Source organism: bacterium, assembly GCA_035419245.1.
Lineage (GTDB): Bacteria > Zhuqueibacterota > Zhuqueibacteria > Residuimicrobiales > Residuimicrobiaceae > JAKPUX01.
Window position 1 is genome coordinate 88006 of sequence record DAOLSP010000012.1, and the last position, 25185, is coordinate 113190.

Below are 25185 nucleotides of genomic sequence, written 5' to 3' on the forward strand. Positions count from 1 at the left end.
AACCTGACCCATTTGGCCGCTGGACGTCTATTTCTGCTCTCTGGTTCTAAAAAAGAGCAGCGAACCAGCGCGTCGGCTGTGGATTTTCCCCTCTTTTTCCAGAATGGCGAGGTATTGATTCACCTCGATGATATGAATCCCGAGGATTCAGACGAGATCCTCAACGGTACACGGCCGGAGGGCGATGGTTTCGAGGATAGCCCCCTTCCTCTCGCTGCTCACTGTATACGGTTCGGGAGAAGACGCCGAGCGCGCCACAATCTCGACCTGGGGGAGCTGCCAAAATTCGACGATGCGTTCCAGTTCGTCCCGCGTTGCTGCGCGCAGGGTTTTGACTGCCTCAGGAAAATGCAAGGTTTTTCGAAGCTGGTAAACCTTACGACACCTTTGCACCCAAAACGATTTCCACGATACGCCGGGCTGCGCGGCCATCCCCGTAGGGATTGATAAAGGAGCGTGTCGGGCTAATCCATGATCCCTCTTCCAGGACCTTGGCCGCTCCAAGAACGATCCGTTCCCGGCTCGTCCCCACCAGCCGAGCGACGCCCGCCTCCACCCCTTCCGGCCGCTCGGTGGTATCGCGCATCACCAGCACCGGCACAGCGAAAGTCGGCGCCTCCTCCTGAATCCCTCCCGAATCGGTGAGAACCAGAGCCGACCTCTTCATGAGGTGGACCAGGGTGAGATAGTCAACCGGCTCGATGAGATGGACATTCCCCAGCCCATGGAGGATTTCCCCAACCGGACGACGTACATTGGGGTTCAGATGCACCGGATAGATAAAGCGTGTGTCGGGAAACGAACCGGCCAGTTCGCGGATGGCCTGGCAGAGTTCGCGAAACGGCTCGCCAAAGCTCTCCCGCCTGTGAGCGGTGATCAGGACCATGCGCCCCTCCTGCGGAATCGCACAAAGGGCACTTTTCTGCCAATCGAATGGACGTTGTGAAATCTCCAGCAGAGCATCGACGATGGTATTGCCGGTGACATGGATGTCCGCTTCCGGAAATCCCTCTGCCAGCAGAGCCCGCCGCGCCCGTTCGGTAGGTGCAAACCAGGCATCGGTTGCGGCATCCGCCAGGCGGCGGTTCATCTCCTCCGGGAAGGGACGGCGCTTGTCCAGTGTGCGAAGGCCCGCTTCGACATGGCCGAAACGGATATCATGATAATAGGCCATCACCGCGGAGACAAAGACCGTGGTAGTGTCCCCCTGGGCGAGGATCCAGTCGGGTCTAGTTTCCTCCAGTACGCCATCCAGGGTTTCGAAGAGGCGGGCGGTGAGAACCGCAAGCCGCTGATTGGGCTGCATGAGATGAAGGTCCATATCGGGATGGATATCGAAAAGCTCAAGCACCTGATCGAGCATCTGCCGGTGCTGGCCGGTGACGCAGATCAGGCTATCCACTTCCTGCGGATATTTTTCCAGTTCCTTGATAACCGGGGCCATCTTGATCGCCTCCGGCCGCGTACCGAGAATGGAAAGAATTTTCATAGGATTCCTGCCGTCTGCAAGTATACCATTGAAATCGTGTTTGCGGAAATGAGATTGCGCCGGCCAGCTTCTGTATGCCCCAGTTTCGGCTGCCCTTTGGCCAATGAGAAAACGGCCGGTACTGCATAAGCGATGCAAATAGCAAGCCAAACACAGCCCGTGGAAAATATTTCTGTGCGTGTATGTTGGCGAATTTCATCTCTTTTACCGGCTGCGAACACGATCTCGACCAACACCGCCATACGCTCGACCATATGGTCGAACCCACACGGCTGGTCTCTCTTTTTACCATTCGTAATCAAATGATTTACAGCATCGTCCACTCTGGCACGGTAGTTGTACAGGCAATGGATGAACACTAACCCATTGGAGGTTCAACATGAAAACCAGAGTTCTTGCATTACTGCTTTTTGTTCTGGCCCTGCCGCTGCTGGCACAACCCGGAAGAGACCAACGGGGCAGCAGCTCCCGGTCGATTGATAATCTGCCAGTCGAGCCGCTTTCAGCCGACGAGGAAAAGAGCCTTTACCTCATGCGCGAAGAGGAAAAACTGGCGCGCGACGTCTATCAGGCGCTTTACGCCAGGTGGAACCTGCCGGTATTTCAAAACATCGCCGCGAGCGAACAGCGGCACGCCGACCGGATCAAGATGCTGCTTGACCGCTATGGTTTGAAAGATCCTTTCATTGATCAGCCCGGTCTTTTCACCGAGGTGCATCTTCAGGAACTTTACAGCGCTCTAGTCGAACGGGGATCCGTTTCCCAGCTTGACGCCCTGAAAACAGGGGCAACCATCGAAGATCTGGACATCCATGATCTGGTCACCTTGCTTGAAAAAATCGATAACCAGGACATCCGGCTGGTCTATGAGAATCTGACCAAGGGGTCGCGAAATCATATGCGCTCGTTTTACCGCCTGATCGTTGCCACCGGGGGCAGTTACGGTGCCCAGTATATTTCCCAGGAAGCGCTCGACGAAATCATCTCCTCGCCGATGGAGAGCGGCCCCGTTGGCGAAAGCCAGGGCCAGAACGGCCGCAAAGGCGGCGAGCGTCAGGGGGGCGATTCGGCCCGGGAGGGCGCTAAATCCATCCGCGTGGGCAACTATCCCAATCCTGCCAATCCCACTACCACCATCGTCTACCAGCTCGAGGAGCCCGGGATGGTGGAGCTGGCCATCTACAACAGCACCGGACAGTTGGTGCGTTCGGCAGCGTTGGGTGGTCAGGGCACGGGCGAGCAGCGCTACCTCTGGGATGCCCGCGACAATTTAGGCCATCCCGTCACCAGCGGTCTCTATTTTTGCCGAGTCAGCACCGGCGATGCAGCGACTGTGCACCGGATGCTGTTGATACGCTGATCGCTCCTCATTACTCCGTAAAAAAAAGCCTTCGGAATCGAAGGCTTTTTTATGGGGAGGCAAAGATAAATTGAATAGCAAAAAGGCTGGTTCAAGTACTTACAGCAGTCCCGCTTTGCCGCTGTTCTGCCAGCCGGCATCGGACTGGATATCGGTCCGGAAGACGAGCAGTTCAGCCTCATAAGAAGAGTCGGTGATGAAAATCGCCTTGGCAGCGTCGCTGCGGATCTCTGTATAGCACCAGATCTGGGGCTCTGTGGCCTCCCAGGCGCTGGAGGACTCAAAGGCGACCAGATCGGCTTCGGAGCGGATCTCAGTGAAACATATCTTGAGGTCGGCATCCGCAGCGATGTCGGTTTTATAGAGAAGAGGCATGGCATTTCTCCATATAGGTAGCAGTAATCAACAACCCTCTTTTTTCTTTTTGCCTTGGGGCTTGGGGCCAGTGCCTCCGGCAGGCAGGCTCAGTTTGGGCAATGCGGTCTGCGGCTGGGCTGTGACGGCTGCCGCGTTGCTCTGCGGCGTGCCCCCGAAATAGGTGCTCACCTCTTTGATTTTGGCAAAAGCCACCCGCTGTTCGGGAGTAGGGTTCTCCGGCACCGCCGGAAAGAGCACCTTGTCCTTCCATTCCTCGAGTCCGCCGAAGAGCATGTAAACGGCTTTGTAGCCCCGGGCCTTCAACAAGAACCAGGCCTGGGCTGAATGGATGCCTCCCTCCGAATAGAGTACGATCTTCTCGTTGCGCTGCAGGCCCGCATCCATCAATCCGGCCAGGGTGATATTTTCGGATGTCGGGATATGATATTCGTCATATTCTTTCTCGGTACGCAGATCAATCAGCCGGTAGTCGCTGCGGTTCTGGATGATCCAGTCCGCCAGCTCCTCGGCGGCCACATGATCGACCTGCCGGTCCACGATGAGCGCCAGTTCCTGGGCATCAATTTCCGTTTTGGCCCCACCGTAGGGATCGCCGGCAAAAATGGCGATGAAGCCAAAGAGCAACAGCAGGGCGGCCAACCTGGCGTTCAGACTCATCTTTTTCAACGCTTCTGCCACATTCATCTTATTCGCCCTCCTTCTTCGCAGCCATCTTTTTTTCGCCCCACTCGGCGGCGGCGAAGGCGCCCAGGGCCATGACACAGACCAAAAAGACCATCAAACCGTACGGCAGATGCAGCAGCTGCGGCAGGGTCACCTTACCCATAGCGGTGGAGACATAGAATTTTTCGACCAGCTTGAATACCTCACCGAAGAAGAGAATGCCGGCGAAGAGTCCGCCCACATAGGCCCAACCGTCGTAACGGCCGGTAGAGGCGGAAACGCACGCGGTGCCAGGACAGTAGCCGCCAATGACGAATCCGATGCCGAGGATCAATCCGCCGACGATCTGCGGCGCCAGATAGGTCGGATTGATATAGACCAGAGAGAGATCGAGTACGCCGAGGACCGAAAGATAGTAGACGCCGATCATGGCTGTCACGATGGCGGTAAACATGACCTTGAGCACGGTCATGTCTGTGAAATAGAACTGGGCGGCCAGTTTGCGGCCGTTGCCAAATCCGGCCCGCTCAAGAAAGAAGCCGAATCCAATCCCGATAAAAACCGCAACAACCAGGCTGACCTCGTCATTGAAGAGGCCATATTTGAAAAAGGGTGCACTCATAGCCATTGTCTCCTCATGAAGTAAGCAAAGGCGTATCCGCCGATGAAAACGGAGATCATGAAGGCCCAGCTGCCGAAATTCAGCAGAGCGCCGCCGGTGAGGGCTTGACCGCTGGTGCAGCCGCGCGCCAGTTTGGCTCCGATCGCCATCAATCCCCCGCCGAGGAAAGCATAGAGCAGCCGGCCGCGGTTGCTGATGCGCGGTCCCTTTTCAATCTTGCCCTTGATGCGGTTCCCCAATTTGCCGGAAATGAACCCTCCGATAAAGACACCGATAACCTCGAAGACCAGCCAGTCCTTGAGAGGATGGGTAGTGCCGTCGCCGAGGTATTCGGCGTAAAAAGCATTCGCGCTGGTGTGCTCCGGAGCGGCCTGGTGCATACCGTAGGCGACGACCGAAGAGAAGGCGCCCGAAGCGCCCAGGCCCCGGCCCATGATCACAAAGGAGGCCAGCAGCACGAGTCCCAGACCGATTCCCGAAAGGTAAGGGTTCCAGTAGGGCTTGGGTGCAAAGTAATCCGCCTGATGCGGTGAGGACATGGTTATTTTCTCCAATCTTTAGGACACAATGCATCCTGGAGGCGGAACGATCCTTGCCGCCCGCCCAGGACCGGGTCATTTGATAAAATGCGCGTTAAGATAATGGCTGTACTGTCCCGCCTGGACCAGCACGAAACGCAGAATAAATCCGCCAAGGATGACCATGACAGGTGCAACCGGGGTGTGCTTGATGCGATGGCTGACCGAAAGGTTCTGGATGAACAGGGGGACCACGATCCCCATCAGGATAACGAACACCCAGAATACCGCTGCATACGGGCCGGTCAACAGGAGCATGGCGGACCTGATTTGCACCTCGGTAGAACTCAGCAGGCCGATAAAGAAAAGAGCAATAATGAAAAGCTCGATGGTCAGAAACAGGTTGTCCGCCCGCGCCAGCATCTCGCTCTCCTCCCGCTCCCGTGCGATCATGTGCACCAGCGCGGAAGCCGTCGAAAGACCGGAAACCAGGAAGAGGATTCCTAGAATGGCGCTGTTCCAGAGGGGACGCGCTCCCAGGGCGCTGAGCAGGATGCCGGTGTAGGTTCCGAGCATGATGCCCAGCACCAGGTTGACTTTGCCGACATGGCGTTTGATATTTTTGATCGAGCGGATCATTCGCGACCCGTGATTGAGGAAGGGCAGACGATCTCCGATCCAGGCCGGTACATGGAGAAGGAAATTGACCAGCAGGGCCGGATAAACCAGCAGCAGTATCCAGGAGCCCCAGGACATCGGCGACTTGATCTCAAAGGTGGTATAGACGCGCCAAACGTAGGCTTTATGTTCGAGGTCGAGAAAGAGGGCGAACATGCCCAGGCTGAGCAGTACCATGGCGAGCAACGGAATCTGGTAGCAGATGCACTTGTGTCCCTCGTCCCGGCCCTTGATGAAAAAGTAACCGGCGATGATCATCATTCCCGCAACCAGGCCGCCCAGAAAAAGATAGACCGGGATCTCCCAGCCCCAGACATGAACGAAGGGATCGATCAGTTCATTGTGACGCGTCGTCGTCAATTCATTCATCTTCGCCTCGGTGAGCATTAGATCAAATAGAATATCTGCGGATCGGTTCCCGCCTCAGGGGCTATGGCATGGTAGCGCCGCGCGGTCAACAGCCGGCTGACCGGGCTGTGGGGATCTTCGAGATCGCCGAAATACATGCAATGGGTCGGGCAGACGGCCACACAAGCGGGGTCCATCCCCTTCTCGACCCGATGGATGCAAAAGGTGCACTTGTCGGCATAGCCCTCGGGATGGATGAAGCGGGCATCGTAAGGGCAGGAAGCCAGGCAGGCCTTGCAGCCGATGCAGAGCTCGTGATGCACCAGTACCACGCCACCCAGTGTGTGCACATGACTGGCTCCGGTCGGGCAGCAATGGACACACGGGGGATTGTCACAATGATTGCAGCGCTCGGAGCGGATCTCCATCTGGACGGAGGGGAACTTGCCTCTGGCTTCGGTGGTAATCCAATCGCGGTTGAAGCCTTCAGGAACCCTGTTCTCGGTCTTGCAGGCGACAACACAGTCCATGCAGCCCACACACTTTTTGGTATCAATGACCATCGCAAATCGGGCCATCTCACGCCTCCAGCTCAAAGGTCACAAAATTGACATTCATCGCAGTGCCGCCCATGATGGGATCCGTTTTGTATCGGGTGATGAGCTGCGCGTCGCTGGCTCCCTTCTGATACGCATACGTGAGCTGCCGTGCATTGTGGCCGAAGCCGTGGATGATATAAACGCAATCGGCGCGAATCCGCTCGGTGGCCTTGATCTTGATCCGGTTGCTGATTACACCATCCTGGTTCTTGAGACGAATGTAATCCCCGGTTTTGAGACCCCAGCGGGTGGCGATGTCCTGATTGATCCAAACTTCATTTTCGTCCAGCATATCCATCAGCACCCGATTGGACTGGGTGCGGCTGAACGAGTGCACCGGGGCCCGGCCATAGAGCAAGCGGAAATAACCGTCCGGTGGAGGTGCCGGCTGGGTGTATTTGGGAACCGGGTCGAATCCAGCCTGGGCCAGCTGCAATGAATAGAATTCGATCTTGCCGGAGGGCGTCGGGAAAACATCGGGGACCCCTTCCGCGAAATAGACAGGCTGCTTTTCGCCGCGGATGATGCCTTCTCTCTTCAGCCGGCTATAATCCAGCCCAGCGGCGTTGAGGCGATACTCGAAATACTCCTCGATATCCTTCCAGGGGAAATAGTGGCCGAGACCGAGCTTTTCGGCCAGTTTTTTGGCGATCCACCAGTTGGGCTTTTGATCATGAGGGGCATCGACAACCGGCTGGCGCAGGGCGATGAAGGGTTCGCGGAACCACTCGACATTGAGATCGTCAAAGCGCTCAAGATAAACCGATTCGGGCAGGACGACGTCCGCCCAGCCGGCGATCTCGGCGGGGATGACATCGATAACCACCAACAGATCGAGGTTCTGAATCGCCCGGATGGTCTCCTGTTCGTCCGGCAGGGCATGGATCAGGTTCGTCGCATAGACAAACCATCCCTTAACCGGGTATGGCATTCCGCTGATGGTCGCTTTGCGGATGCCGTTGGTATTGACTTCGTGTGCAAAGGGATACTGGTTACCGGGATTGTCGACCTTGGGTTTTTCTGAATGCGGGTAGGCGGGATATGGGTAAGCGGGCACATCCATGCTGACCGGGTAATAAAATCCGCCCTTGACACCCCAGTTTCCCATCAAGGCATTCAGCAGGGCGATGGCACGCGAGCGTTGGGCATCATCGCCATACCAGGTGACATGGCGTCCGGGGTGGATCAGAGTGGCCGGCTTATAACGTGCCATTTCGCGAGCGGTTGCGCGGATAAGTTCGGGTTCAATCCCGGTCTCGGGATAGGCCCATTCAGCCGTGTACGGCTCAATCTCGGCAGCGAAATTTGCGAAACCAAATCCGTACTTCTCGACGTAATCCCGGTGGTAAAGATTTTCGCTGATCAGGACGTTCATCCAGGCCAGCAACAGCGCGAGGTCGGTGCCGGGCTTAATGGGCAAGTAGTATTTCGCCTTGCCTGCAGCCACCGAAATCCGGGGATCGACGACAATGAGGCTGGCCCCTTTCGCCAGGGCTTCGCTGAACTCCTGTACCTGGCTGTTATGCATGTTCTCGCCCAGGTGTGAGCCAAGCAGAACCAGACATTGGGCATTTTTAATATCGGTCCGTTCCGGTGAGGCGACATCCTCTCCGAAAGTGAGCCTGAAGCCCACGTCGCGCGGACCACGGCACTGCGCGAAGGAGGGAGCGCCGATGTTGGCCGAGCCATAGGCTTTGAACAAATGTTTTAAGAAATTACCGCCGATGCCGTGGCTGAAGAGGGCCATGGCTTCGGGGCCATGTTCGGCCTTGATCTTTTTCATCTTCTCCGCAATAAAGGTCAGGGCTTCGTCCCACGTGACCTGTACCCATTCCTCCTTGCCGCGCGCCGTTTTGCGCATCAAGGGGTATTTAAGCCGGTCGGGATCATAATGCGCTCCGACACCCCCGCTGCCGCGCGGACAGAGCCGCCCCTGGCTGAGGGGATCGAGGGGATTACCCTCCACCTTCCACAGCCGGCCATCCTCCACATAGGCGATCGCCCCGCATTTCCAAAAACAGATATCGCAAAAAGTTGGTATCTTCTGGATACCCCGTGGGGCTTTGTTGTTCAGCCTCTCTCCCGCCCTGCTCATGACGCTTCCGGCGGCAGCGGAGGCGGCCATGGTGGCTCCGCTGATCTTTAAAAACTTGCGTCTGGAAATGGAATCCATCATTTCTCCATAGTTGTGATGCGACTCTCCCTGCCACGATTGAAAAGTTAGTTACTGGAGACAGGAATATCAAGCAAAAAGTCACGAATCAGCATCTACTCATTTTTTTTCGGCGATCTCCCCAGCTCCGCAATCCGCTGGATCTTCTCGAAATCCTCCGGTGTGTTCATGTTCAGGAAATACGTTTCCTTGATGAAAGGAAATGACGCCGCGTCGAGCACAGCAGTATCAGCCTGCTGTATCAACGCATAAAGGGAATATGACCGGTTCCGTCCCGTCCCGGGTGGCGTGCATGCCAACCTCTCTTCTATCAGCGGCAGCAGGCTGCGATGGTAGAATCCGGGGAAGAACTGGAGTCTCTCCGCAGCCTGGACGACGACGATCTGGTGCCCGGGACTGCTGGTGATGAGTGCATCGATGACCTCTCGATTCATCAGCGGCAGATCGCAGGAAATCACGATATTTTTATCCGTGGTGCTCTGCTTCAATGCGGCGTGGAGGCCGGCGAGCGGACCCGCCCCAGGATAGAGATCAGGGATTACCGGCAAATTCAGAAATGAATAATCTTCTGCCCGGCGGGCACTGATCCATACCTGTTTAAAAATGCTTTGCATGAGTTCTACGGCAATCCCGATGGCGGAATGATGGCCGATCCGCACCAACGCCTTGTCCCGGCCAAACCGTGCACTTGCCCCTCCGGCCAAAATGATCCCGGTGATCTCTTTATACATGCCGCTAAAGACCAGCGTAAGCAAGAATTCGTTGATGCAATCCCGGCCGCAATGCCGGCCGGACCGTGAGTAGTAACGGGCCAGTGTGGCGATTGAGCAAAGCCTGAATTCCCGGCCATAAGCCGACGCCTTGCTGCTCGAGTGGGCCGTACTCGTCGACAACCACCAGCCCTATACCTGCGCTTTCCGCCAAGATGGCGTTCCCCCAGGCGAAAGCGGCCGGTGAAAAATAAAAACGCCCGTAAAGGAGGGTACAGTCTCCTTCAGGCCGACAGCCCGCCAGGATGCGCCGTGCGCCACTAGCGGCATCCTCCAACACAAATCCCTTTTTCAGCCCCTCCTCCCAGAGTCCATGACTCAGGAGGCCACCGACGCAAATACCGCGGGTTCGTGCACGACGAACTACTTGATCCAGATAGGTTGTCTTGCCGCTGTCCGGCCTTCCGACGATCAAACCAATTCGGCCGCCAGTCATGCGCCTTCCTCCCTGCTGCGCGCGGTGAAGACCAGCCGCGCCACCAAACGCCCAAGCAACGCGATTAGCTGTGCCGGGTGCCAGACCAGCTTTCGCCACTGAATCTTCTGCAGCTCCGTGGTCACAATGGAGCGCAGCTCCGGCAACATGCTTTGGGAGAGGCGGAAGACCTGGTCGAACTGATGCAGATGCAGCATTGCCAGTCCGCGCGAGAGCATCTCCGGCGAAAGGCGGTTGGTGAAGGCCTTGATTGCAAGCATCAGGAGAATGCTGCGTTCGACCATAATGAGGTTGAGGCGGAACATGGAACTGTTGTATGGCACACCAAGACAACGGGCATCCCTGGTTCCCACCAGCAGCACCGGGAAAGCGACAATTAGAATGAAGAAGAGCCATAACTTCCAGCGGCGGAAAATCCGAAAGGCGTGCAGATCGATTGCTGCCAACACAGCAAGGGTTGCGGGAAAGAGAAAAACGTGGGTGGATTCCCGCAATAGAAGAGCAGACGCGATACCGGCGGCAAGACCAAAGAGGGCGGCCTTCATTCGGAGCGCTCCAGATCTTCCAGCTCCCGTCTCGCCGACCAGCTGACCTGATACGCCAGCCAGCCGGCCAGCCCACCGGCAGTGGCATGCACTCCGAGATAAAGGACGATGAAAAGGGCGAGATGTGCAACCTCCAGATGGAGCCACTGGCCCACCTGCCGGGCGGTGGCCCAGTAAACCTCATAGATTCGCCCGCCCAGGAAAAGGCCCTGGGTTATGAGGGGGTGCAGTACGGTATAGGTGACCATGGCCATTCCGGCCAGGATGCATCCCGGCCGGGTGACACCGAGCAGGGAGACCGTCAGATCCGCCAGCAGCGCCTCGATGAGGATGGCGAAAAAGGGCCCGGCGATCACGGTACCCACCGAAAAGATTTTGAGCAGGGCGGCCACGCCGCCCATCATCAGGATGGCGCCGCGGCGGTGTACAAACGATCGGCCCGTAAGGGCGATGACGGCAGCTAGGCAGGCGAGGATCGCCCCGGAGAAGGGCAGCCGCGCGCTTTTCAGCGCGGTGCCGAGGGTAATTTCCATCAATCCCCACAGGGCGCCGAATACCGCGAGTATGGCCGCCTCGCCGGGGGCCAAATGCCCTTTCATGGACTGGGTCAACGAGTCTTTCTCTCTAAATGGAGGGTGGGGGTCAGAGTTTCCAGTACCAATTCCTTTGGTTGCACCAATTCACCACCAGCCAGAGACAAAAAGTCCAGAGCATACCCCAGAAGACGCCATGGTATCCCGACTTGTCGAGCAGCAGCCGGTCAAAGGGAGAACCGAGCAGTCCGGCCCAGGCCCGGGTGGTGCTGTTCGGGGCTCCCGCAAAAAAAGGCTCGATCTGCAGCGCTCTGAATCCCAGGCGCACGATGATCTGGAGGAAATAGGCCAGCAGCGCATTTTTGCCAAATTCTATGAAGGGCCAGGCCCATTTTTTATATCCGAGTACATCGATGACGGCATAAAGCAGCAGAAAAAAAAGGGCGGCAAGCCCGGAAGTAAAGAGGGCATAGCTGGCAGTGACATCGGGTTTATTGAAGCAGAGTTTCAGGTTGCCGGTGATAAAGCCAAGCTGATGCAGGCCGAGGCCGAGCGCCATAAAGAGCCCTGCGATCAGCAGGCTTCGCCTGATGATCCGGTGCCGCTCACCGGTGGCGATCGCCTCGCCGAGCAAGACTCCGGTCATAGTCATTGCGCCATAGGAAATCGAGACCCAGGGCAGGCAGTGAACGGTCAGAGGCCGCGCCCAGTTGCCGGAGGGGTTGCCAAGAGTCCAGAAGGGCGCCGTTGTATGACCAAACTGCAGCCACCAGCCGGCATACTGCGAGAGCAGCAGGTGCAACCCGAGCACAGCGAAAATAGCCGCCCAGCGCAGTGCCGGCTTGAGCTTCAGCGAGGCGGCTCCCATGAGGTAGGCGATGCCGATGGTCTGGAGAATGCCCCACCACCAGGACAAACCCAGGATCAGACTGATATAGATCACACCGGCCAGGATCAAGCCGGCGGTACGGCGCAGCACATGACGCCACCAGTCACCGTCGCGGCGGATTTTGCTCAACGGCAGGACCAGCCCGACGACGAAGATGAAGAAAGGCGCGACCAGATCCGTTGCGGTCAGCCCAATATTCTTCAGCCGTGCCTCAGGCAGGGCTGCGATTTCCGCCGGGGTCAGGCCCGCGGCCTTCTGGTGCTCGACCATCCGCTCCCAGCCGGTATCCGCGTGGTTCCAGGTGGAGACCGGCAGGCTGCCAAACCACGAAGCCTGCTGCGGCAGATCGGGATAATTGCCGGCGGCCACAGCGATGACAAAGATCATCAAGGCGATGGTCAAGCCGCGCAGGGCATCGATCGAGGCGACGCGCGCGCGGCTGGCGAGGGCAGCATTTTCTTGCATCATGGCAAACTCCGCAGCACTCCGGCTTAATGATGGGTGCCATAGTTTAGTCAGATGCGGGCAATAAAACAAGTGCTTTTTCGGCTGATCATAGCCACTGCGGCATCACCGCTGCACTCATCCTGCCGCTCGTCGGCAGCGCGTCAAGTGAAAAAGCCGTCCACCGAAATATAGCGTTCGCCGGTATCGTAGCAAAACGTGAGGATCCGGCTGCCAGGCGCCATGCCGGGCAGCTTTTTGGCAACCGCTGCCAACGAGGCGCCGGTGGAAATGCCCGCAAAGAGTCCCTCCTTCTGCGCAGCCAGGGCGGTGTAACGGAACGCCTCCTCCTTGCTGATCGGGATAGCCTCATCGATCAGCGACCGGTCGAGGATGGCGGGGATGAAACCGGCGCCGATCCCCTGGAGGGGATGCGGACCAGGCTGGCCGCCTCCCAGCACCGGCGAAAGTTCGGACTCGACAGCCATCACCAGGACCAGGGGATAGCCCTTCACAGCAGCCACCATGGCCAGGTCCTTGCGCATGCGATTCAGTAGTTGGCGATGGCGAGAAATCCTGGATAAGTCAGGATCACTTCATCAATATTTTTGGCCGCAGGATCGCCCTCTGCAATGGCGGTCGCATCCAGCCACAACATAGGGTGGATCTCCGGAATCACTGTAAAAAAACCGCTCTGCATGTTCCCTGGAGTGTTCCGGAAGCCCGCACTCAAGTGGACGGAGGATATGGTAGAGGTTGCGTTTCAGCAGCTCGAACTCCACTTCGAGATCCTCGGGGGTATACAGCGGTTTCCTTGCAAAGTGGGGGAAAAGCACCGCCAGCAACTCGCCGGCGAAGCTCTCCACTACAGCTTTCTCTGGCAACGCACAGGACGGAGGTTCGCGCAGTTTGAAGAGTTTCTCAATGCAACTGTCCTCCTGTTGCAGATGATCCATATCCATCTCCCGTTCTTTATTTTCGCAAAATGGATGCTTCCGCCGGCCGCCTTGCCGGACAGAGACATAACGTCGGAAGCTTGCGATTTAATTCGCTCTTTTTTCTTGTGAAAGTGGCACTAATTTGTTAACATAGCACGCCGCTTCATCACCGATTAACCCGGAGCGATCATGAAAACTTGGTGTTACATCATTCTGGCCCTTATGGTCCTGAATCTGCCGATCGCCGCTGGAGGCAGCAAAACCGCACCGCCGCGGATCAAGGTCGAGACCGGCACCCTTGAAGGGATCTCCGACATCCAGGCCGGCGTGCAGTTGTACCTTGGCATTCCCTATGCCAAACCCCCGCTCGGCCCGCTGCGCTGGAAAGCCCCGCAACCCGCCGAAAAATGGCGGGGGGTGCGCGCCGCCAAAAAATTCGGCCCAAGCCCGATGCAGACGGCCATTTGGGGCGATATGAAATTACGCGCAGACAGCCTGAGCGAGGACTGCCTCTATCTCAATGTCTGGAGGCCGGCGCAAAAATCGAATACTCTTCTGCCAGTCCTGGTTTATTTCTATGGCGGCGGTTTCGTCGCAGGTGACGGCTCCGAGCGGCGCTATGACGGAGCTGCCATGGCGCAGCAGGGCATTGTCGCCCTGACGGTCAATTACCGCCTCAACATCTTTGGGTTTTATGCCCATCCCGAGCTGAGCGCCGAGTCGCCCTGGAAGGCATCAGGCAATTACGGCTTGCTCGATCAGAACGCCGCCCTGCAGTGGGTGCAGCGTAATATCAAGGCCTTTGGCGGCGATCCGAAACGGGTGACCATCGCTGGGGAGTCGGCCGGTTCTATCTCGGTGAGCGCCCAGATGGCCTCCCCCCTCTCCCGGAACCTGATCGCCGGCGCCATTGGTGAGAGCGGTGCCGCGATCCATCCCACCCTGGCGCCGGTGTCGCTAGCTGAGGCTGAGAAACAGGGTCTGGAATTCGCGCGACAAGCGGGTTTCAAATCGATCGACAAGATGCGCGCCCTGAGCACCAAAACGATCTTTGATGCCTATCTGAAATCCGGACGCTTTGGTTTTCCTCTGGTGATCGATGGCTATTTCTTGCCCAAAACGCTTCCCGAGATTTTCCGGGCCGGAGAGCAGGCCCAGGTGCCACTTCTGGCGGGCTGGAATTCGGCGGAGATTCCAGGTTATGCCTTCACCGAGGGGCCCTACACAGAAGAGGCTTACCTTGGCAAACTGAAAGAGGCCTATCCCCAAACCTGGGAGGAAGCCGCGCGGCTCTATCCGCATGGTTCCGAAAAGGAGATCGAGCTCTCGGCCACCGCCCTTGCTTCCGACCGCTTCATCGCCTACAGCACCTGGAAATGGCTCGACCTCCATCGTCAGCACAGTACCCAGCCGGTCTACCGCTACCTTTTCAGCAAGCTGCGGCCGCCACTGGCAGAGAACCTCACCCCCGGCCTGGCTGGCGGCACTTCACCAAAAACGGATAACAGCCCCAGGATGCCGGAGGCGGTCGGTGCGCCGCATGCCTGTGAGATCGAATACTGCCTGGGCAATCTGCGTCTGATTGACGACTTTGCCTGGACTCCGGAGGACTATACGGTTTCTGCGGTCATGATGGCTTATTTCGCCGATTTTATCAAGACAGGGAATCCCAATGGCAGCGGCCTGGTGGAATGGCCGGAGGTGAGGGCAGGGGATCCGGATCCCGCGGTGATGGTCATTGATGTCCATTCCGCGTCCATTCCTTCGCAGCTGGAAGCTCGCTATCATTTTCTCGATAAGAGCTATGGCAATTAGCAAGATGCGCGCTGCCTTGCTGACCGGCATCGGGCAATTTGCCCTGCAGGAGTTGCCTGCGCCGCAAATCCAGCAGGATGATGAGGTCCTGGTGCGCATCCGCATGGTGGGCGTGTGCGGCTCGGATATCCATTATTTCACCTCCGGCCGAATCGGCACATCGCTCGTGAAATTTCCCTTTGTCATCGGCCACGAAGCAGCCGGAATGGTGGAGGCGGTTGGCGCCGGCGTCACCCGCGTCCGACCTGGGCAGAGGATCGCGATCGATCCGGCGCGCTCCTGCGGCCGATGCGATCAATGCCTGAACCACCGCGAGAACACCTGCCGCATCCTGCGCTTTCTTGGCGCACCGGATCAGCTCCCCGGCTGCCTCTGCGAATTAGTCGTGCTTCAGGAACTGCAATGTTACCCGGTGCCGGAAGGGATGAGCTTCGAGCAGGCGACCCTTTCCGAGCCGCTGGCGGTGGGGGTCTATGCGGTGGAGCGGGCTGGTCTGTCAGCCGGTGCGCATGCTGCTGTCCTCGGTGCAGGCCCTGTCGGACTCGCGGTGCTGCACGTGCTGCGCGCCAGGGGAACTGGACCGCTCTATGTCACCGAAAAGATCGCGGCGCGTCTGACTTATGCGAGCAGGTTGCAGCCGCAGTGGGCCGGCAATCCAGACCAGGAGGATATCGAGGGGACGATCCGCCAGTTGGCTCCCCTACAGCTGGATGCCGTCTTTGAATGCAGCGGTACCCTGGAGGCCATCCACCAGGGTATCCACTTGCTCAAGCCGGGTGGACGTCTGGTCCTCATCGGCATTCCGGACGAAGACGAGGTCGTCCTGCCGATCCATGAGCTGCGGCGCAAGGAGATCGATATCCTCAACATACGCCGTCAGGCCTATTGCACCGAGAAAGCCATCGAACTCCTAGCACAGCGTCAGGTAGACATGGAGGCCATGGCAACCCATCATTTCCCTCTCGAAAAAAGCGCGGATGCCTTCAAGCTGGTCGCCGCGCGCGCTGACGGGGTTATCAAGGCGATGATCACGTTGTAATCCGCCCGGGGCGGTTCACCACCGTTCCCAATGGATGTTGGCGGGATTGAATTTATCCTTGGGCCGATCTTCACCGGTCGGGTGGCCGACCGGAATGACGCAGAGGGGCACCACGTTTTCGGGCAGTCCAAGGACGGTTCTCACCCAGGCTTCGCGTTCCGGACGAGGATATGCAGCCGTCCAGACCGCACCGAGCCCCAGGGCTTCAGCGGCGAGAAGAATATTCTCCGTTGCTGCCGAGCAGTCGATGATGACATACTCCCTCATGCCGGCATTGGCTTTTTCTTCCAGTCCGCAGACGACGATGGCTGCCCCGGCCTTGTCGAGCATTTTGGCATAAGGCAACCCCTCGGCCAGGCGGTCCAGAATATCCCGCCGCGTTACGGCGATGAAAGCCCAGGGCTGTTTGTTGACCGCCGAGGGGGCCGCCATGCCCGCCCGTAGCAGGGTTTCGAGTGCTTCCCGGCTCACCGCGGCACCTGTAAAATGGCGGACACTCTTGCGGTTGAACAGCATCTCCAGTGCATCCATACTTTTCTCCTCATGTCAAGAACAACCGTAATTTCGCGATTTTTTATCAATGTATCAAGCCCCGTCCTGACGGCTGCCGCTGCGGATCCTGGATCTGCTTGACAGGGGACTAGCCGGCATAAACGTGGGGGTGCAGCAGCCTGCACGTTGTACCTAGCGTTTCGATGCCGGCGACCTGCCCGGCGGCTGCAGGGACAAAATTCGCTTGACATTCTGTGCGAATAAGCTTAAACTAAATTTAATCGGTCTTCGCAATCCATATCATGAGGAAGCCTATGTCGAAACCTGCGCGTCTCATCTCCCTCGATGCTTTCCGCGGCTTCACCATCATGCTGATGATTCTGGTGAACAATCCGGGCAGCTGGCAGTACGTCTTTCCTCCGCTGGCGCACGCCGCATGGCACGGCTGCACCCCCACAGACCTGGTCTTTCCCTTCTTTCTGTTCATCATGGGGACCGCCATGGCCTTCTCGTTCGCCCGTCGTCTCGAGGAGAACGCATCACGTCTGCCGGTTTATGGGCAGATCTTCAAGCGCACCTTTCTATTGATCTTCCTAGGTCTCTTCATGGCCTGGTACCTACGCTGGAACCTGACCACCCTGCGGTTTCCCGGCGTGCTGCAACGCATCGGTCTCTGCTACTTTTTCGCCTCGTTGATCATCCTTCATACCGGTCGGCGCGGCCAGATGATCTGGACCGCCATCCTGCTCATCGGCTACTGGCTGGCCATGGCCTTCATCCCCTTCCCCGGCCGTACCGCCGATGTCTGGGCCCTGAACAGCAACCTGGCCCAATACCTTGACGGCATCCTCCTCAAGGGCCATCTCTACAAGCAGGATATCGGTTTTGACCCAGAGGGGCTGTTGAGCACTATCCCGGCGATCGCCCAGGTGATGCTCGGATATTTCACCGGGCAATGGCTGCGCGGCAAATCCGAGCCGCTCGCCAAGACCAACGGCATGTTCATCGCCGGCAACCTTTTAATTGTCATCGGCCTTGGTTGGTCACTTTTCATGCCGATCAACAAACAGCTCTGGACCAGCAGCTATGTTCTCTACACCGCCGGAATCGCTTTGAATTTTCTCGCTATCAGTTACTGGCTGATCGATATCAAGGGCTATGCCCGGTTCACCAAACCCTTCGTCATCTACGGCAGCAATGCCATTCTCGCCTTTTTCGGCTCGGGAATCATGGCCAAGAGCCTCTACATCTGGCAGGTAACCCGCGCGGACGGAACCCGGACTTCCATCAAAGCATTATTCTATGACAGCATCCTGCTGCCTCTTTTTGGCAACTGGGGCGCCTCGCTGGTCCATCCCCTGCTCTATATTCTGATCTGGCTGGGGATTTTGGCCTGGTTCTACAAAAGGAAGATTTTCATCAAACTTTAATTCCAGCCCAATTCTGGGTCTAGTGGATCGCTGCGGGTAGGATTAAAGAAGGGAATCCTTTATGAAGCTGCCTTCGCTGCGGCAAATAAGCCAGGATATCCAATCGATTTGCTTGCGCTTCCCGCTGGTTCTCATCGATGTATTGGTCGGCACCATTGTAGCGCTGCTCCTTGCTGAACAGGAGGCCCCGGATCGTCCGACTGTCCTCGTCAACATCCTCATGGCGTGCACCCTGGGTTTTCCCCTCGTGCTGGGGCTGGCGGTGGCGGCCGAAAAACATCGCTGGTCCATGGCCTGGCGTGGAGGCTCCCAAGCTGCCGGCGTCGTGCTAGTCGCCGCTTACGGCCTCTCCCTGCCTCATTTCATGGAGGGGGCGCCGGCCCTGCATATAGCGCGGTTTGCCATGCTGGCGGTCGCCCTGATCCTTTTTCTGGCCGTTGGGCCCTTCGGTGGTTCTCGCGAACAGAACGGCTTCTGGCACTACTGCAAAATCCTCGTGGTACGCGCTGTTACCGTCCTGGTTTTCGCCGGTGTTCTTCAGGCCGGCTTCTCCCTCGCCCTACTCGCCCTGGATAAGCTTTTTGGAATTGAAATTCCCGGACGTCGGTATGGCGAGTTGTGGATCCTGATTGTCGGCCTCTTCAGCACTTCTTATTTCATGGCCGGCATCCCGGAGGAGCTAGACAAGCTCGAAGAGGAGAAAGATTATCCTCGAGTCCTGAAAATCTTTGCGCAGTACATCCTCTCGGCGGTGCTGCTGGTCTACCTGGTGATCCTCTATGCTTACATCGCCAAGATCATCCTGAACTGGGCTTGGCCCAAGGGGTGGGTGAGCGCTCTGATTCTTGGATTCAGCGTTACCGGCCTGGCGACCTTGCTGTTGCTTTGGCCGGTTCGCGCGCAGGAGGAGAATCTCTGGGGTCGGCTCGTCTGGCACCGGTTCTTCATCGTCATGATCCCGGTGGTCATCATGTTGCCCCTGGCGGTATGGCGCCGGGTCTCGGAATATGGCGTAACCGAAAGCCGCTATCTTCTGATCCTGCTTGCGCTCTATCTGACTCTTCTGGTACTCTATTTCAATCTGAGCAAGGTTAAAAACATCAAAGTCATACCGGGATTGCTGGCGCTTTTCGCCCTCTTTGCCAGCTTTGGCCCTTGGAGCGCCTTTCAGATCTCGGAACGCAGCCAGAAGAACCGGCTGGAGCATCTGCTCGCGGCAAACAGCCTGCTGGAAGCGGGACAGATCCACAAAGCAACGACCACGGTGCCGGAGGGAGCCGCCCTGCAGATCAGCTCGATTATCAGCTATTTGCGCGAGATGCACGGGTATGACAGTATTCAACCCTGGTTTAAGGACAAACTGGTGAAGGAGTCGGAGGGCAGAACGGTTCGCCTGGCCCCGTCGGAGGTGACCGGGATGCTCGGATTTGACTACCTGAGCGGGGTACGGGGGGGGATGGGCCGTGAGCGCACGCTCAGCGGCCGTGAGCGCAATGTAATCGAGATCGCCGGATATGATCGGATGATTGCCGGGCAATTCATCGGCGAGGCAACGATTATCGAGCCGGAGGCCTCCGGGGTACGCATCGAGCCGGCTGCGGGGATGCAGCACCTCACCCTCACCCTGACCGCTGAAAACCAAGCGCCGGAGCAATTGAGGTTTAATGTGCAGCTTCTGGCCGAAAAACTTTATGCCCGCTACGGCAGCACCAATCCGGAGACTATTCCAGAATCTGAAATGGCGATCGAAGCCAGCGGCGCTCATTTCAAGGCCCGAGTCCGTCTCCGCAGGATTTTGCTCGAGGTGAAAGAGAACGGAATCAAGCTGGTGAATTACACGGCCGATTTGTTATACGCGCCGCTCCGCTAGACGGGACCTGCGCGGATCCACTTTCATCGCCTTTGGTCGTCCTGGCCGTAGGGGAAGGCGCAAGCCCATCTGACCGCGCGCCGCTACTCGTTGCGGTTAATCTTTTTACGCCAGCAGAGCTGGGTTTCAGCCCCGTACTGGGGCAGGCTGATGGTGCACAGACTGCCGTTGCCCGCTTCACTTTCGATCCGCAATGAGCCTTCATGGCGTTCGATGATCTCCTTGCTGATCAGCAGGCTCAACGATTTGTCCCCTCCTGCCGGCATTGCAGAGAATAGGGCGGTAAGCTGCTTCGCAGCGATGCCCGGACCGTTGTCGTGAATGCGCAGCTTGACCCGCTGCGCTTCTGCATCATGCTCGAGTTGGATCTCGATCTGGACGTCGCTTTTGGCTTCGATGGCATTGAGCAGCAGATTGCGGACGACCTGGCGGATCTGCGTGGCATCAACGAGTACATCCGGCAGATCGGCAGCCGGCGTCAGCGTAAAGCGGACACCCTGGCGGCTGACAAGGGGTTTGAGGAGATCGACGGTCTCGGCTACCAGCGCATTGAGCGAGTGCCGCTGCATCTGACTTTCCAGAGGCTCGCTCGAGACCAAACACTGGCTGATCAGCATGGCATTCTGTACCACGTTCTGCAGCAGATCGAGGCGTTCGCGGATACGCTCCGATCTTTCCCCCTTGTGCAGCCAGTTTTTGGCCAGTTCCAGATTGCCGGCGAGCACCGACAGCAAATTGTTCAGCTCATGTCCCGCTGTAGCGGCCATCCGGCCCTGTCCGGCAATTTTATCGAACCATATCACCTTCTCCTGCATATTGCGTAGATAGCCGTTCAACAATTCCTTGCCGTTTTGCAGATGGGCATGGTGGACCAGCAGAGCAAGGAGTTCGCTCCAGATCTGGGCTATAACGGGCACCTCGCCTTCTTCGCAACCGATGACGCCCTCCAGAAAGAGCACTCCGCTCAGGCTGCGGTTGCAGACGACCGGAAAGAAGCAGCGCTGTCGTCCGGCCGGTTCCTGGTGCTGTTCATCCTGCAGCATCGTCTGCGGCCGGCGGCTGCGCAAGACGCGTTGGATTACATCCTGATTATCCTGCAGCACTGCATCCGAGACCTCGCCGCCGCGGGCAATCGCCACCGCTAGTTTTCCCTGGGTGTTGCGCAGGAGGAGCAAGGCGCGATCGGCGGGTACGGTTTCAATGCAGGCATCCAGGATTTTTTCACAAAGGGGGCGGAACTCTGCCGAATTGCTCATGGTGTGAAGGAGGCCAGCCAGGCAGGTAATCAGCTCGCTGCGGCGTCGATCTTCCAGTGAGCGGAAGGTAGCGCTCCGGCTCCATTGGCGGATAAAGTGATCCAGAATCGCGGCAGCATCCTCCTCCGAATGGTCCGGCAGACTTTTGAAATAATCGTCACCGATGTTCATACATACTCCCGAGCAGGTAAGCGGGTCCTCGGCGCCGGTGGGGACTAATTTGCCACACAACATGCCCTCCAGCGCCACAAAGTGATCAGTAATCATGCTGGAAAAGCCGGGAAAGGGCCCTTTTTACCCTCTTATGCAATCTGCATGCCAGAATATGGCATCCGTCAGTCCGCCAGACCCTGTGCAGTATAGGAGACTTTATGAAGACACTCTATTTGCTGCGGCATGGCAAGGCCGACCGCCCGGTGGGCATGCTCACTGACAAGGAGCGGCCGCTGCTGCCACGCGGCATCGAGGAGGTGGCCCGGATGGCCCGCAAAATGGTCAAAAAAGGGATGCGGCCTGAGGTCATCCTCTCCAGTCCTGCAGTCCGCGCCCTCGAGACCGCCCGCACAGCCGCTGGCGAGCTGGGAATGGACCCGGCGCAAATCAAGACCTCAGAAGTGATCTATGGAGGAGAGGCCGATGAACTTGGTCTTCTACTCCGCCACCTGCAGGAGGACTGCGATTCCCTACTGCTGGTCGGACATTGCCCTGGGCTGGAAGCCCTGGCCGCGACGCTGGCGCACGACTACACCGGCCACCAGCCAACCGGCGGTGTGATCGCCCTCCGGCTGGCCATTGCGAAGTGGGAAGACCTCAAGCCCGGATGCGGCAGTCTGTTGAAAACCCTTTTTCCCTGATACTCCGACGTCCCGGTACTCGAACATGCGGCTGAAATGAGAAACGGACTCATGTTAGGGGTGATTATCTGAGCCGTGAAGTCAGATCTGCAAAAAAGATAGAAGTGACGAGCGGATGGCAGGAGGTTTCGATTGCGGCAGAGGAATTGTCTCCGGGGATCTATCTTGTTCGTCTAAGCGATACGGAGCGAATATGGACCGGAAATCCCACCTTCATTTGCTGAGGGCTGCTTTTGCAGCCATGAAGCGGATCAGGGGGCTTGGGCTCGTCTAAAGGATATGCCGGAGCACCTCGGCCAGGCGTTCATACTGGGCCGGGGTATTATAGATTTGCGCCGAAATCCGCAGGAGGCGTTCCGGTGGGTGGGGGTAATACATCACCGGCACGTCAATCTGCCATTTCTGGAACAGCTCCTCCTGGAGCGGATCGACATAATAGGGCGGCAGGGGATCGGGCCAGCTTGAGACCCGGGGAACAGGCAGCGAGGCCATGGAGCCGATCATCTCCTCAGGGCAGGGCGGCCGGATGTGCAAGGCTTCGCAGAGCACACTGCGTGCGTCCAGAGCCATCTGACGGTTGCGGCGCATAATTTCAGGCCAGCCGCCCTGTACCAGATTCCCCATGAATTTCAAGGCGGCGGCGATGCTGAGGCAGGCGCTGGTATCCTGCGTGCCGGCCCAGAAGAATTCGTGCTGGAAAGGATTGAGCGGAGGTGCCACCTCGGCGGCCACATGGCTGATGGCCAGGGGATGAATGCTCTCCTGCAGCTCGCGGCGCACGTACAAAAAAGCCGCACCTTTGGGGGCGCACATCCATTTGTGACAGTTTCCGGTATAATAATCGGCTGCGATTGCGGGGAGATCGAGTGGGACCATCCCGGGAGCATGCGCCCCATCCACCAGGGTGATGATATGGCGCCGCCGCAGCTCTTGTACCAGCTCATGCACCGGCATGACCATCCCCGTCGGACTCGTGACATGATCAATCAAAGCCAGACGCGTACGCGGCGTCACTGCAGCGAGGACGGCGTCGATGACCTGCTCCGGGAATTCAAGGGGAAAAGGAATATGCGCTGTCACCAGGCGGATACCATCGCGTTTGGCGGTAAAGGCCATGGCATTGCGGCAGGCGAAATAGTCATGGTCGGTGGTCAACAACTCGTCACCGCGTTTGAAAGCGAGCGAGCGCAGCACCGTGCTGACCCCATGCGTGGCGTTCGGCACAAAAACCAGATCCTCGGGTCGAGAATGCAGGAACTGTGCCAGCGCTGCGCGCGCCGTTGCATGATGCGAGGCCATCTCGATCACCTGATAGCGCCAGGGGCTCGACTCGAGTTTCCAGCGAAAGCTGTCCTGGACCTCAAGAACGGCCTTGGGGCAAGCTCCGAACGAACCATGATTGAGATAGGCGACATCGGCGCGGAGCCGCCAGTGCCGGGCGTACTCTGAGCCCTTGACAAATGCGGGCAGCTCCGTCATGGTTGAACCTCCATATTTTCCCCAGTCCGGTGGTCCTCCAGCGGCGCTTTGAGCAGGGTCAGAAGGAACCCCCTGCCACATCGCGCGTCGCCGCGACGAGATCGGCCCTCCTCCATCAAAACCGTCCTGCAGCATCCTGCGGTAACAGCTTCTTCAGGTTGCGCCCAAACCACTTTTCCATCCGCTTATAGCTCTGCTCTCCTCCCACCCTCGCGGCCAAGAGCTTGTGAAAGGTCATTACAAAACGGGGCAGTTCGCGCCAGGCTTCCGGGCTTGCGCTGTCTACTAAGGACACGTACAGCCGATCGGCCGGCAGCGCCATAGCGAGATCGAGCAGCTGCTGTGGATCATCCTCCGCGGCGCTCCTCAGGACCAAAATCATTTTATCACTGTTCAACCTCCGGATGAGGGCCGGCTGCATGGCTGCGGCCTGATCCAGGTCGAGGGACCAGAGAAGGCGGCCGTTAGAGCCTTTCATGACCGCATCGACTAAAGTGGTATCGGCGAGGTCAAGTTGCACCAGGATGTTGGCGGCCTGGGCCGCTGGAAGTAAGGTCTTTCCAACTGGCCCGAGATCGTGGCCTGAAAAAACCGGATCGGTCGGATCATCGAGGATCAACAGGTTGAGACCCAGCCGGCCAAGCTGACGCAGGGTGGCAGCTGAGCCCTTGAGGGCCGCCGTACCATGCAGAGCGAGGGCTACGGCCAACCGGCCTTGTCCTGCGGCGCGGTCCACCGATCCGGCATTCTCAAATCGAATCAGTTCCCGCGGGTGAGCCTGGATCCACTGATCGAGACTGTCGAGGCGGCTGTAGAGCGAACAGGGATCTTCGCTGGCAGCCAGAGTTTGCGTTGTGAAATGAATGCCAGCCTCCTGAGCGGCGAATACTTTATCATTCAGTGCTGCGGCCGTCCCGCCGATTGCGCTTCCCTTGAGGTCGAACTGGTCGCCATGGCGCAGGAAAAACCGGCCGCTGACGGTGCTGTCGAGGGTGAGGGGCTCGGGCCAGCCGGCCAGGGTGCGGATCAAGGCGCTGGCCCGATCGCCGACGCTCTGCAACGAGGCCACGTTGAGCATGTGCGGCTGGTCCTCGAACTCGTGATACCAGGGATGACCGCCGGTGGAACTGAAATAGATGGCCGGGATGCCCTGCTCGATGAAGTGGTAGTGGTCCGAGCCGCTGCCTCCCCAACCGCGGCCGAAGCGGGTTTTGCCGAGCAGCGAGTCGCTCCAGGAACGGGTCAATTCGCGAAATACTGCGGGCAGATAGTTCCGGCCGCCCATCGACACTCCGCCGTCACCCGCCCCTTCCATATCAAAGTTGAGCATGACGGCGATACGGTCCGGCGGGACTGGCAGATGGGCCGCAAAATAGCGGGAGCCGCGCAATCCCTGTTCCTCGCCGCCAAAAGTGACAAAGAGGATGGAGCGTGCAGGCCGTTCCGGCTGGGCGGCGAAGACGCGCGCCAGTTCCATCACCACAGCGGTTCCGGAGGCGTTGTCGTCGGCACCTAAGTAGAGATGGCCATCCCGACCCGCGCCAATGTGATCCATGTGGGCGCCGAG

Annotated in this window: 25 protein-coding genes and 1 pseudogene; 7 read left to right on the top strand and 19 right to left on the bottom strand. The window is 58.2% G+C overall.

Translation table 11 applies throughout. The features are described from left to right. Nucleotides 1–147 precede the first annotated feature (147 nt). Both PLH32_13445 and wecB read right to left on the bottom strand, forming a co-directional pair. Nucleotides 148–354 carry a hypothetical protein gene (locus PLH32_13445; GenBank protein ID HQJ65613.1) on the bottom strand — a complete coding sequence of 69 codons (207 nt, stop codon included), beginning with the start codon at nt 352–354 and terminating at the stop codon, nt 148–150. Nucleotides 355–376: 22 nt separating this feature from the next. Next, nucleotides 377–1489 carry a UDP-N-acetylglucosamine 2-epimerase (non-hydrolyzing) gene (gene wecB, locus PLH32_13450; protein HQJ65614.1) on the bottom strand — a complete coding sequence of 371 codons (1113 nt, stop codon included), beginning with the start codon at nt 1487–1489 and terminating at the stop codon, nt 377–379. 379 nt (nt 1490–1868) lie between these two features. Here wecB and PLH32_13455 point away from each other — a divergent pair, with 379 nt between their 5' ends. Then, nucleotides 1869–2849 (top strand): DUF2202 domain-containing protein, encoded by a 981-nt coding sequence (locus PLH32_13455; protein HQJ65615.1) that lies wholly within the window; start codon nt 1869–1871, stop codon nt 2847–2849. 99 nt (nt 2850–2948) lie between these two features. On the opposite strand, the gene PLH32_13460 is transcribed toward PLH32_13455, so the two are convergent. From PLH32_13460 to PLH32_13520, 13 genes and pseudogenes are all read right to left on the bottom strand, one after another. Next, a complete protein-coding gene (locus PLH32_13460) occupies nt 2949–3224 on the bottom strand; it encodes a DUF6150 family protein (protein HQJ65616.1) in 276 nt (91 codons plus the stop codon). A 27-nt stretch (nt 3225–3251) separates the two neighbouring features. Next, on the bottom strand, nt 3252–3911 hold the full coding sequence (locus PLH32_13465; protein HQJ65617.1) for a rhodanese-like domain-containing protein: 660 nt from the start codon (nt 3909–3911) through the stop codon (nt 3252–3254). A 1-nt stretch (nt 3912) separates the two neighbouring features. Further along, complete coding sequence (locus tag PLH32_13470) at nt 3913–4512, bottom strand: YeeE/YedE thiosulfate transporter family protein (GenBank protein HQJ65618.1); 600 nt, start codon at nt 4510–4512, stop codon at nt 3913–3915. Next, nucleotides 4509–5051 (bottom strand): YeeE/YedE thiosulfate transporter family protein, encoded by a 543-nt coding sequence (locus tag PLH32_13475; GenBank protein HQJ65619.1) that lies wholly within the window; start codon nt 5049–5051, stop codon nt 4509–4511. The genes PLH32_13470 and PLH32_13475 overlap by 4 nt, the downstream gene beginning before the upstream one ends. 75 nt (nt 5052–5126) lie before the next feature. Next, nucleotides 5127–6077 carry a polysulfide reductase NrfD gene (gene nrfD, locus PLH32_13480; protein ID HQJ65620.1) on the bottom strand — a complete coding sequence of 317 codons (951 nt, stop codon included), beginning with the start codon at nt 6075–6077 and terminating at the stop codon, nt 5127–5129. A 17-nt stretch (nt 6078–6094) separates the two neighbouring features. Then, a complete protein-coding gene (locus tag PLH32_13485) occupies nt 6095–6634 on the bottom strand; it encodes a 4Fe-4S dicluster domain-containing protein (protein ID HQJ65621.1) in 540 nt (179 codons plus the stop codon). Nucleotide 6635: 1 nt separating this feature from the next. Then, nucleotides 6636–8828 carry a molybdopterin-dependent oxidoreductase gene (locus PLH32_13490; GenBank protein HQJ65622.1) on the bottom strand — a complete coding sequence of 731 codons (2193 nt, stop codon included), beginning with the start codon at nt 8826–8828 and terminating at the stop codon, nt 6636–6638. A gap of 95 nt (nt 8829–8923) precedes the next feature. Further along, entirely contained in the window at nt 8924–9583 is a 660-nt protein-coding gene (locus PLH32_13495) for a molybdenum cofactor guanylyltransferase (protein HQJ65623.1), read from the bottom strand. After that, nucleotides 9564–10034, bottom strand: coding sequence for a nucleoside-triphosphatase (locus PLH32_13500; GenBank protein ID HQJ65624.1), 471 nt, complete (start codon nt 10032–10034; stop codon nt 9564–9566). Before PLH32_13500 ends, PLH32_13495 begins: the two co-directional genes overlap by 20 nt. Next, entirely contained in the window at nt 10031–10579 is a 549-nt protein-coding gene (locus PLH32_13505; GenBank protein ID HQJ65625.1) for a hypothetical protein, read from the bottom strand. Before PLH32_13505 ends, PLH32_13500 begins: the two co-directional genes overlap by 4 nt. After that, nucleotides 10576–11178, bottom strand: a complete 603-nt coding sequence (locus PLH32_13510; protein HQJ65626.1) for a hypothetical protein — start codon at nt 11176–11178, stop codon at nt 10576–10578. The genes PLH32_13505 and PLH32_13510 overlap by 4 nt, the downstream gene beginning before the upstream one ends. 43 nt (nt 11179–11221) lie before the next feature. Next, a complete protein-coding gene (locus tag PLH32_13515) occupies nt 11222–12469 on the bottom strand; it encodes a heparan-alpha-glucosaminide N-acetyltransferase domain-containing protein (protein HQJ65627.1) in 1248 nt (415 codons plus the stop codon). A gap of 140 nt (nt 12470–12609) precedes the next feature. Then, nucleotides 12610–12969 (bottom strand): annotated as a pseudogene (locus PLH32_13520) (pyridoxal-phosphate dependent enzyme). A gap of 222 nt (nt 12970–13191) precedes the next feature. Here PLH32_13520 and PLH32_13525 point away from each other — a divergent pair. From PLH32_13525 to PLH32_13535, 3 genes are read left to right on the top strand one after another with little or no spacing between them, the layout of a single operon-like run. Continuing rightward, entirely contained in the window at nt 13192–13512 is a 321-nt protein-coding gene (locus tag PLH32_13525) for a hypothetical protein (protein HQJ65628.1), read from the top strand. 60 nt (nt 13513–13572) lie between these two features. Further along, nucleotides 13573–15198: a carboxylesterase family protein gene (locus tag PLH32_13530; GenBank protein HQJ65629.1), complete on the top strand. Its 1626-nt coding sequence runs from the start codon at nt 13573–13575 to the stop codon at nt 15196–15198. Then, on the top strand, nt 15188–16237 hold the full coding sequence (locus tag PLH32_13535) for an alcohol dehydrogenase catalytic domain-containing protein (protein ID HQJ65630.1): 1050 nt from the start codon (nt 15188–15190) through the stop codon (nt 16235–16237). The genes PLH32_13530 and PLH32_13535 overlap by 11 nt, the downstream gene beginning before the upstream one ends. Before the next feature lie 15 nt (nt 16238–16252). On the opposite strand, the gene PLH32_13540 is transcribed toward PLH32_13535, so the two are convergent. After that, nucleotides 16253–16768 (bottom strand): nitroreductase family protein, encoded by a 516-nt coding sequence (locus PLH32_13540; protein ID HQJ65631.1) that lies wholly within the window; start codon nt 16766–16768, stop codon nt 16253–16255. Nucleotides 16769–17043: 275 nt separating this feature from the next. On the opposite strand from PLH32_13540, the gene PLH32_13545 reads away from it, so the two are divergent. Then, nucleotides 17044–18159 carry a DUF5009 domain-containing protein gene (locus PLH32_13545; GenBank protein ID HQJ65632.1) on the top strand — a complete coding sequence of 372 codons (1116 nt, stop codon included), beginning with the start codon at nt 17044–17046 and terminating at the stop codon, nt 18157–18159. 61 nt (nt 18160–18220) lie between these two features. Beyond that, nucleotides 18221–20029, top strand: a complete 1809-nt coding sequence (locus tag PLH32_13550) for a DUF4153 domain-containing protein (protein ID HQJ65633.1) — start codon at nt 18221–18223, stop codon at nt 20027–20029. An 83-nt stretch (nt 20030–20112) separates the two neighbouring features. Here the strand turns inward: PLH32_13550 and PLH32_13555 are convergent, their stop codons facing one another. Beyond that, entirely contained in the window at nt 20113–21456 is a 1344-nt protein-coding gene (locus PLH32_13555) for a HAMP domain-containing sensor histidine kinase (protein HQJ65634.1), read from the bottom strand. A gap of 200 nt (nt 21457–21656) precedes the next feature. Here PLH32_13555 and PLH32_13560 point away from each other — a divergent pair, with 200 nt between their 5' ends. Continuing rightward, nucleotides 21657–22139, top strand: a complete 483-nt coding sequence (locus PLH32_13560) for a histidine phosphatase family protein (GenBank protein HQJ65635.1) — start codon at nt 21657–21659, stop codon at nt 22137–22139. Nucleotides 22140–22409: 270 nt separating this feature from the next. On the opposite strand, the gene PLH32_13565 is transcribed toward PLH32_13560, so the two are convergent. Both PLH32_13565 and PLH32_13570 read right to left on the bottom strand, forming a co-directional pair. Next, nucleotides 22410–23618 (bottom strand): aminotransferase class V-fold PLP-dependent enzyme, encoded by a 1209-nt coding sequence (locus tag PLH32_13565; GenBank protein ID HQJ65636.1) that lies wholly within the window; start codon nt 23616–23618, stop codon nt 22410–22412. Between the two features lie 115 nt (nt 23619–23733). Continuing rightward, nucleotides 23734–25185: M20/M25/M40 family metallo-hydrolase (locus PLH32_13570; GenBank protein ID HQJ65637.1), on the bottom strand; the 1452-nt coding region annotated here is incomplete at its 5' end.

Excerpts from the sequence above, each read along its gene's own strand:
- wecB (HQJ65614.1), bottom strand. The coding sequence starts at position 1,489 with ATGAAAATTCTTTCCATTCTCGGTACGCGGCCGGAGGCGATCAAGATG.
- PLH32_13455 (HQJ65615.1), top strand. The coding sequence starts at position 1,869 with ATGAAAACCAGAGTTCTTGCATTACTGCTTTTTGTTCTGGCCCTGCCG.
- PLH32_13460 (HQJ65616.1), bottom strand. The coding sequence starts at position 3,224 with ATGCCTCTTCTCTATAAAACCGACATCGCTGCGGATGCCGACCTCAAG.
- PLH32_13465 (HQJ65617.1), bottom strand. The coding sequence starts at position 3,911 with ATGAATGTGGCAGAAGCGTTGAAAAAGATGAGTCTGAACGCCAGGTTG.
- PLH32_13470 (HQJ65618.1), bottom strand. The coding sequence starts at position 4,512 with ATGAGTGCACCCTTTTTCAAATATGGCCTCTTCAATGACGAGGTCAGC.
- PLH32_13475 (HQJ65619.1), bottom strand. The coding sequence starts at position 5,051 with ATGTCCTCACCGCATCAGGCGGATTACTTTGCACCCAAGCCCTACTGG.
- nrfD (HQJ65620.1), bottom strand. The coding sequence starts at position 6,077 with ATGAATGAATTGACGACGACGCGTCACAATGAACTGATCGATCCCTTC.
- PLH32_13485 (HQJ65621.1), bottom strand. The coding sequence starts at position 6,634 with ATGGCCCGATTTGCGATGGTCATTGATACCAAAAAGTGTGTGGGCTGC.
- PLH32_13490 (HQJ65622.1), bottom strand. The coding sequence starts at position 8,828 with ATGGATTCCATTTCCAGACGCAAGTTTTTAAAGATCAGCGGAGCCACC.
- PLH32_13500 (HQJ65624.1), bottom strand. The coding sequence starts at position 10,034 with ATGACTGGCGGCCGAATTGGTTTGATCGTCGGAAGGCCGGACAGCGGC.
- PLH32_13505 (HQJ65625.1), bottom strand. The coding sequence starts at position 10,579 with ATGAAGGCCGCCCTCTTTGGTCTTGCCGCCGGTATCGCGTCTGCTCTT.
- PLH32_13510 (HQJ65626.1), bottom strand. The coding sequence starts at position 11,178 with ATGAAAGGGCATTTGGCCCCCGGCGAGGCGGCCATACTCGCGGTATTC.
- PLH32_13515 (HQJ65627.1), bottom strand. The coding sequence starts at position 12,469 with ATGATGCAAGAAAATGCTGCCCTCGCCAGCCGCGCGCGCGTCGCCTCG.
- PLH32_13525 (HQJ65628.1), top strand. The coding sequence starts at position 13,192 with ATGGTAGAGGTTGCGTTTCAGCAGCTCGAACTCCACTTCGAGATCCTC.
- PLH32_13530 (HQJ65629.1), top strand. The coding sequence starts at position 13,573 with ATGAAAACTTGGTGTTACATCATTCTGGCCCTTATGGTCCTGAATCTG.
- PLH32_13535 (HQJ65630.1), top strand. The coding sequence starts at position 15,188 with ATGGCAATTAGCAAGATGCGCGCTGCCTTGCTGACCGGCATCGGGCAA.
- PLH32_13540 (HQJ65631.1), bottom strand. The coding sequence starts at position 16,768 with ATGGATGCACTGGAGATGCTGTTCAACCGCAAGAGTGTCCGCCATTTT.
- PLH32_13545 (HQJ65632.1), top strand. The coding sequence starts at position 17,044 with ATGTCGAAACCTGCGCGTCTCATCTCCCTCGATGCTTTCCGCGGCTTC.
- PLH32_13550 (HQJ65633.1), top strand. The coding sequence starts at position 18,221 with ATGAAGCTGCCTTCGCTGCGGCAAATAAGCCAGGATATCCAATCGATT.
- PLH32_13555 (HQJ65634.1), bottom strand. The coding sequence starts at position 21,456 with ATGAACATCGGTGACGATTATTTCAAAAGTCTGCCGGACCATTCGGAG.
- PLH32_13560 (HQJ65635.1), top strand. The coding sequence starts at position 21,657 with ATGAAGACACTCTATTTGCTGCGGCATGGCAAGGCCGACCGCCCGGTG.
- PLH32_13565 (HQJ65636.1), bottom strand. The coding sequence starts at position 23,618 with ATGACGGAGCTGCCCGCATTTGTCAAGGGCTCAGAGTACGCCCGGCAC.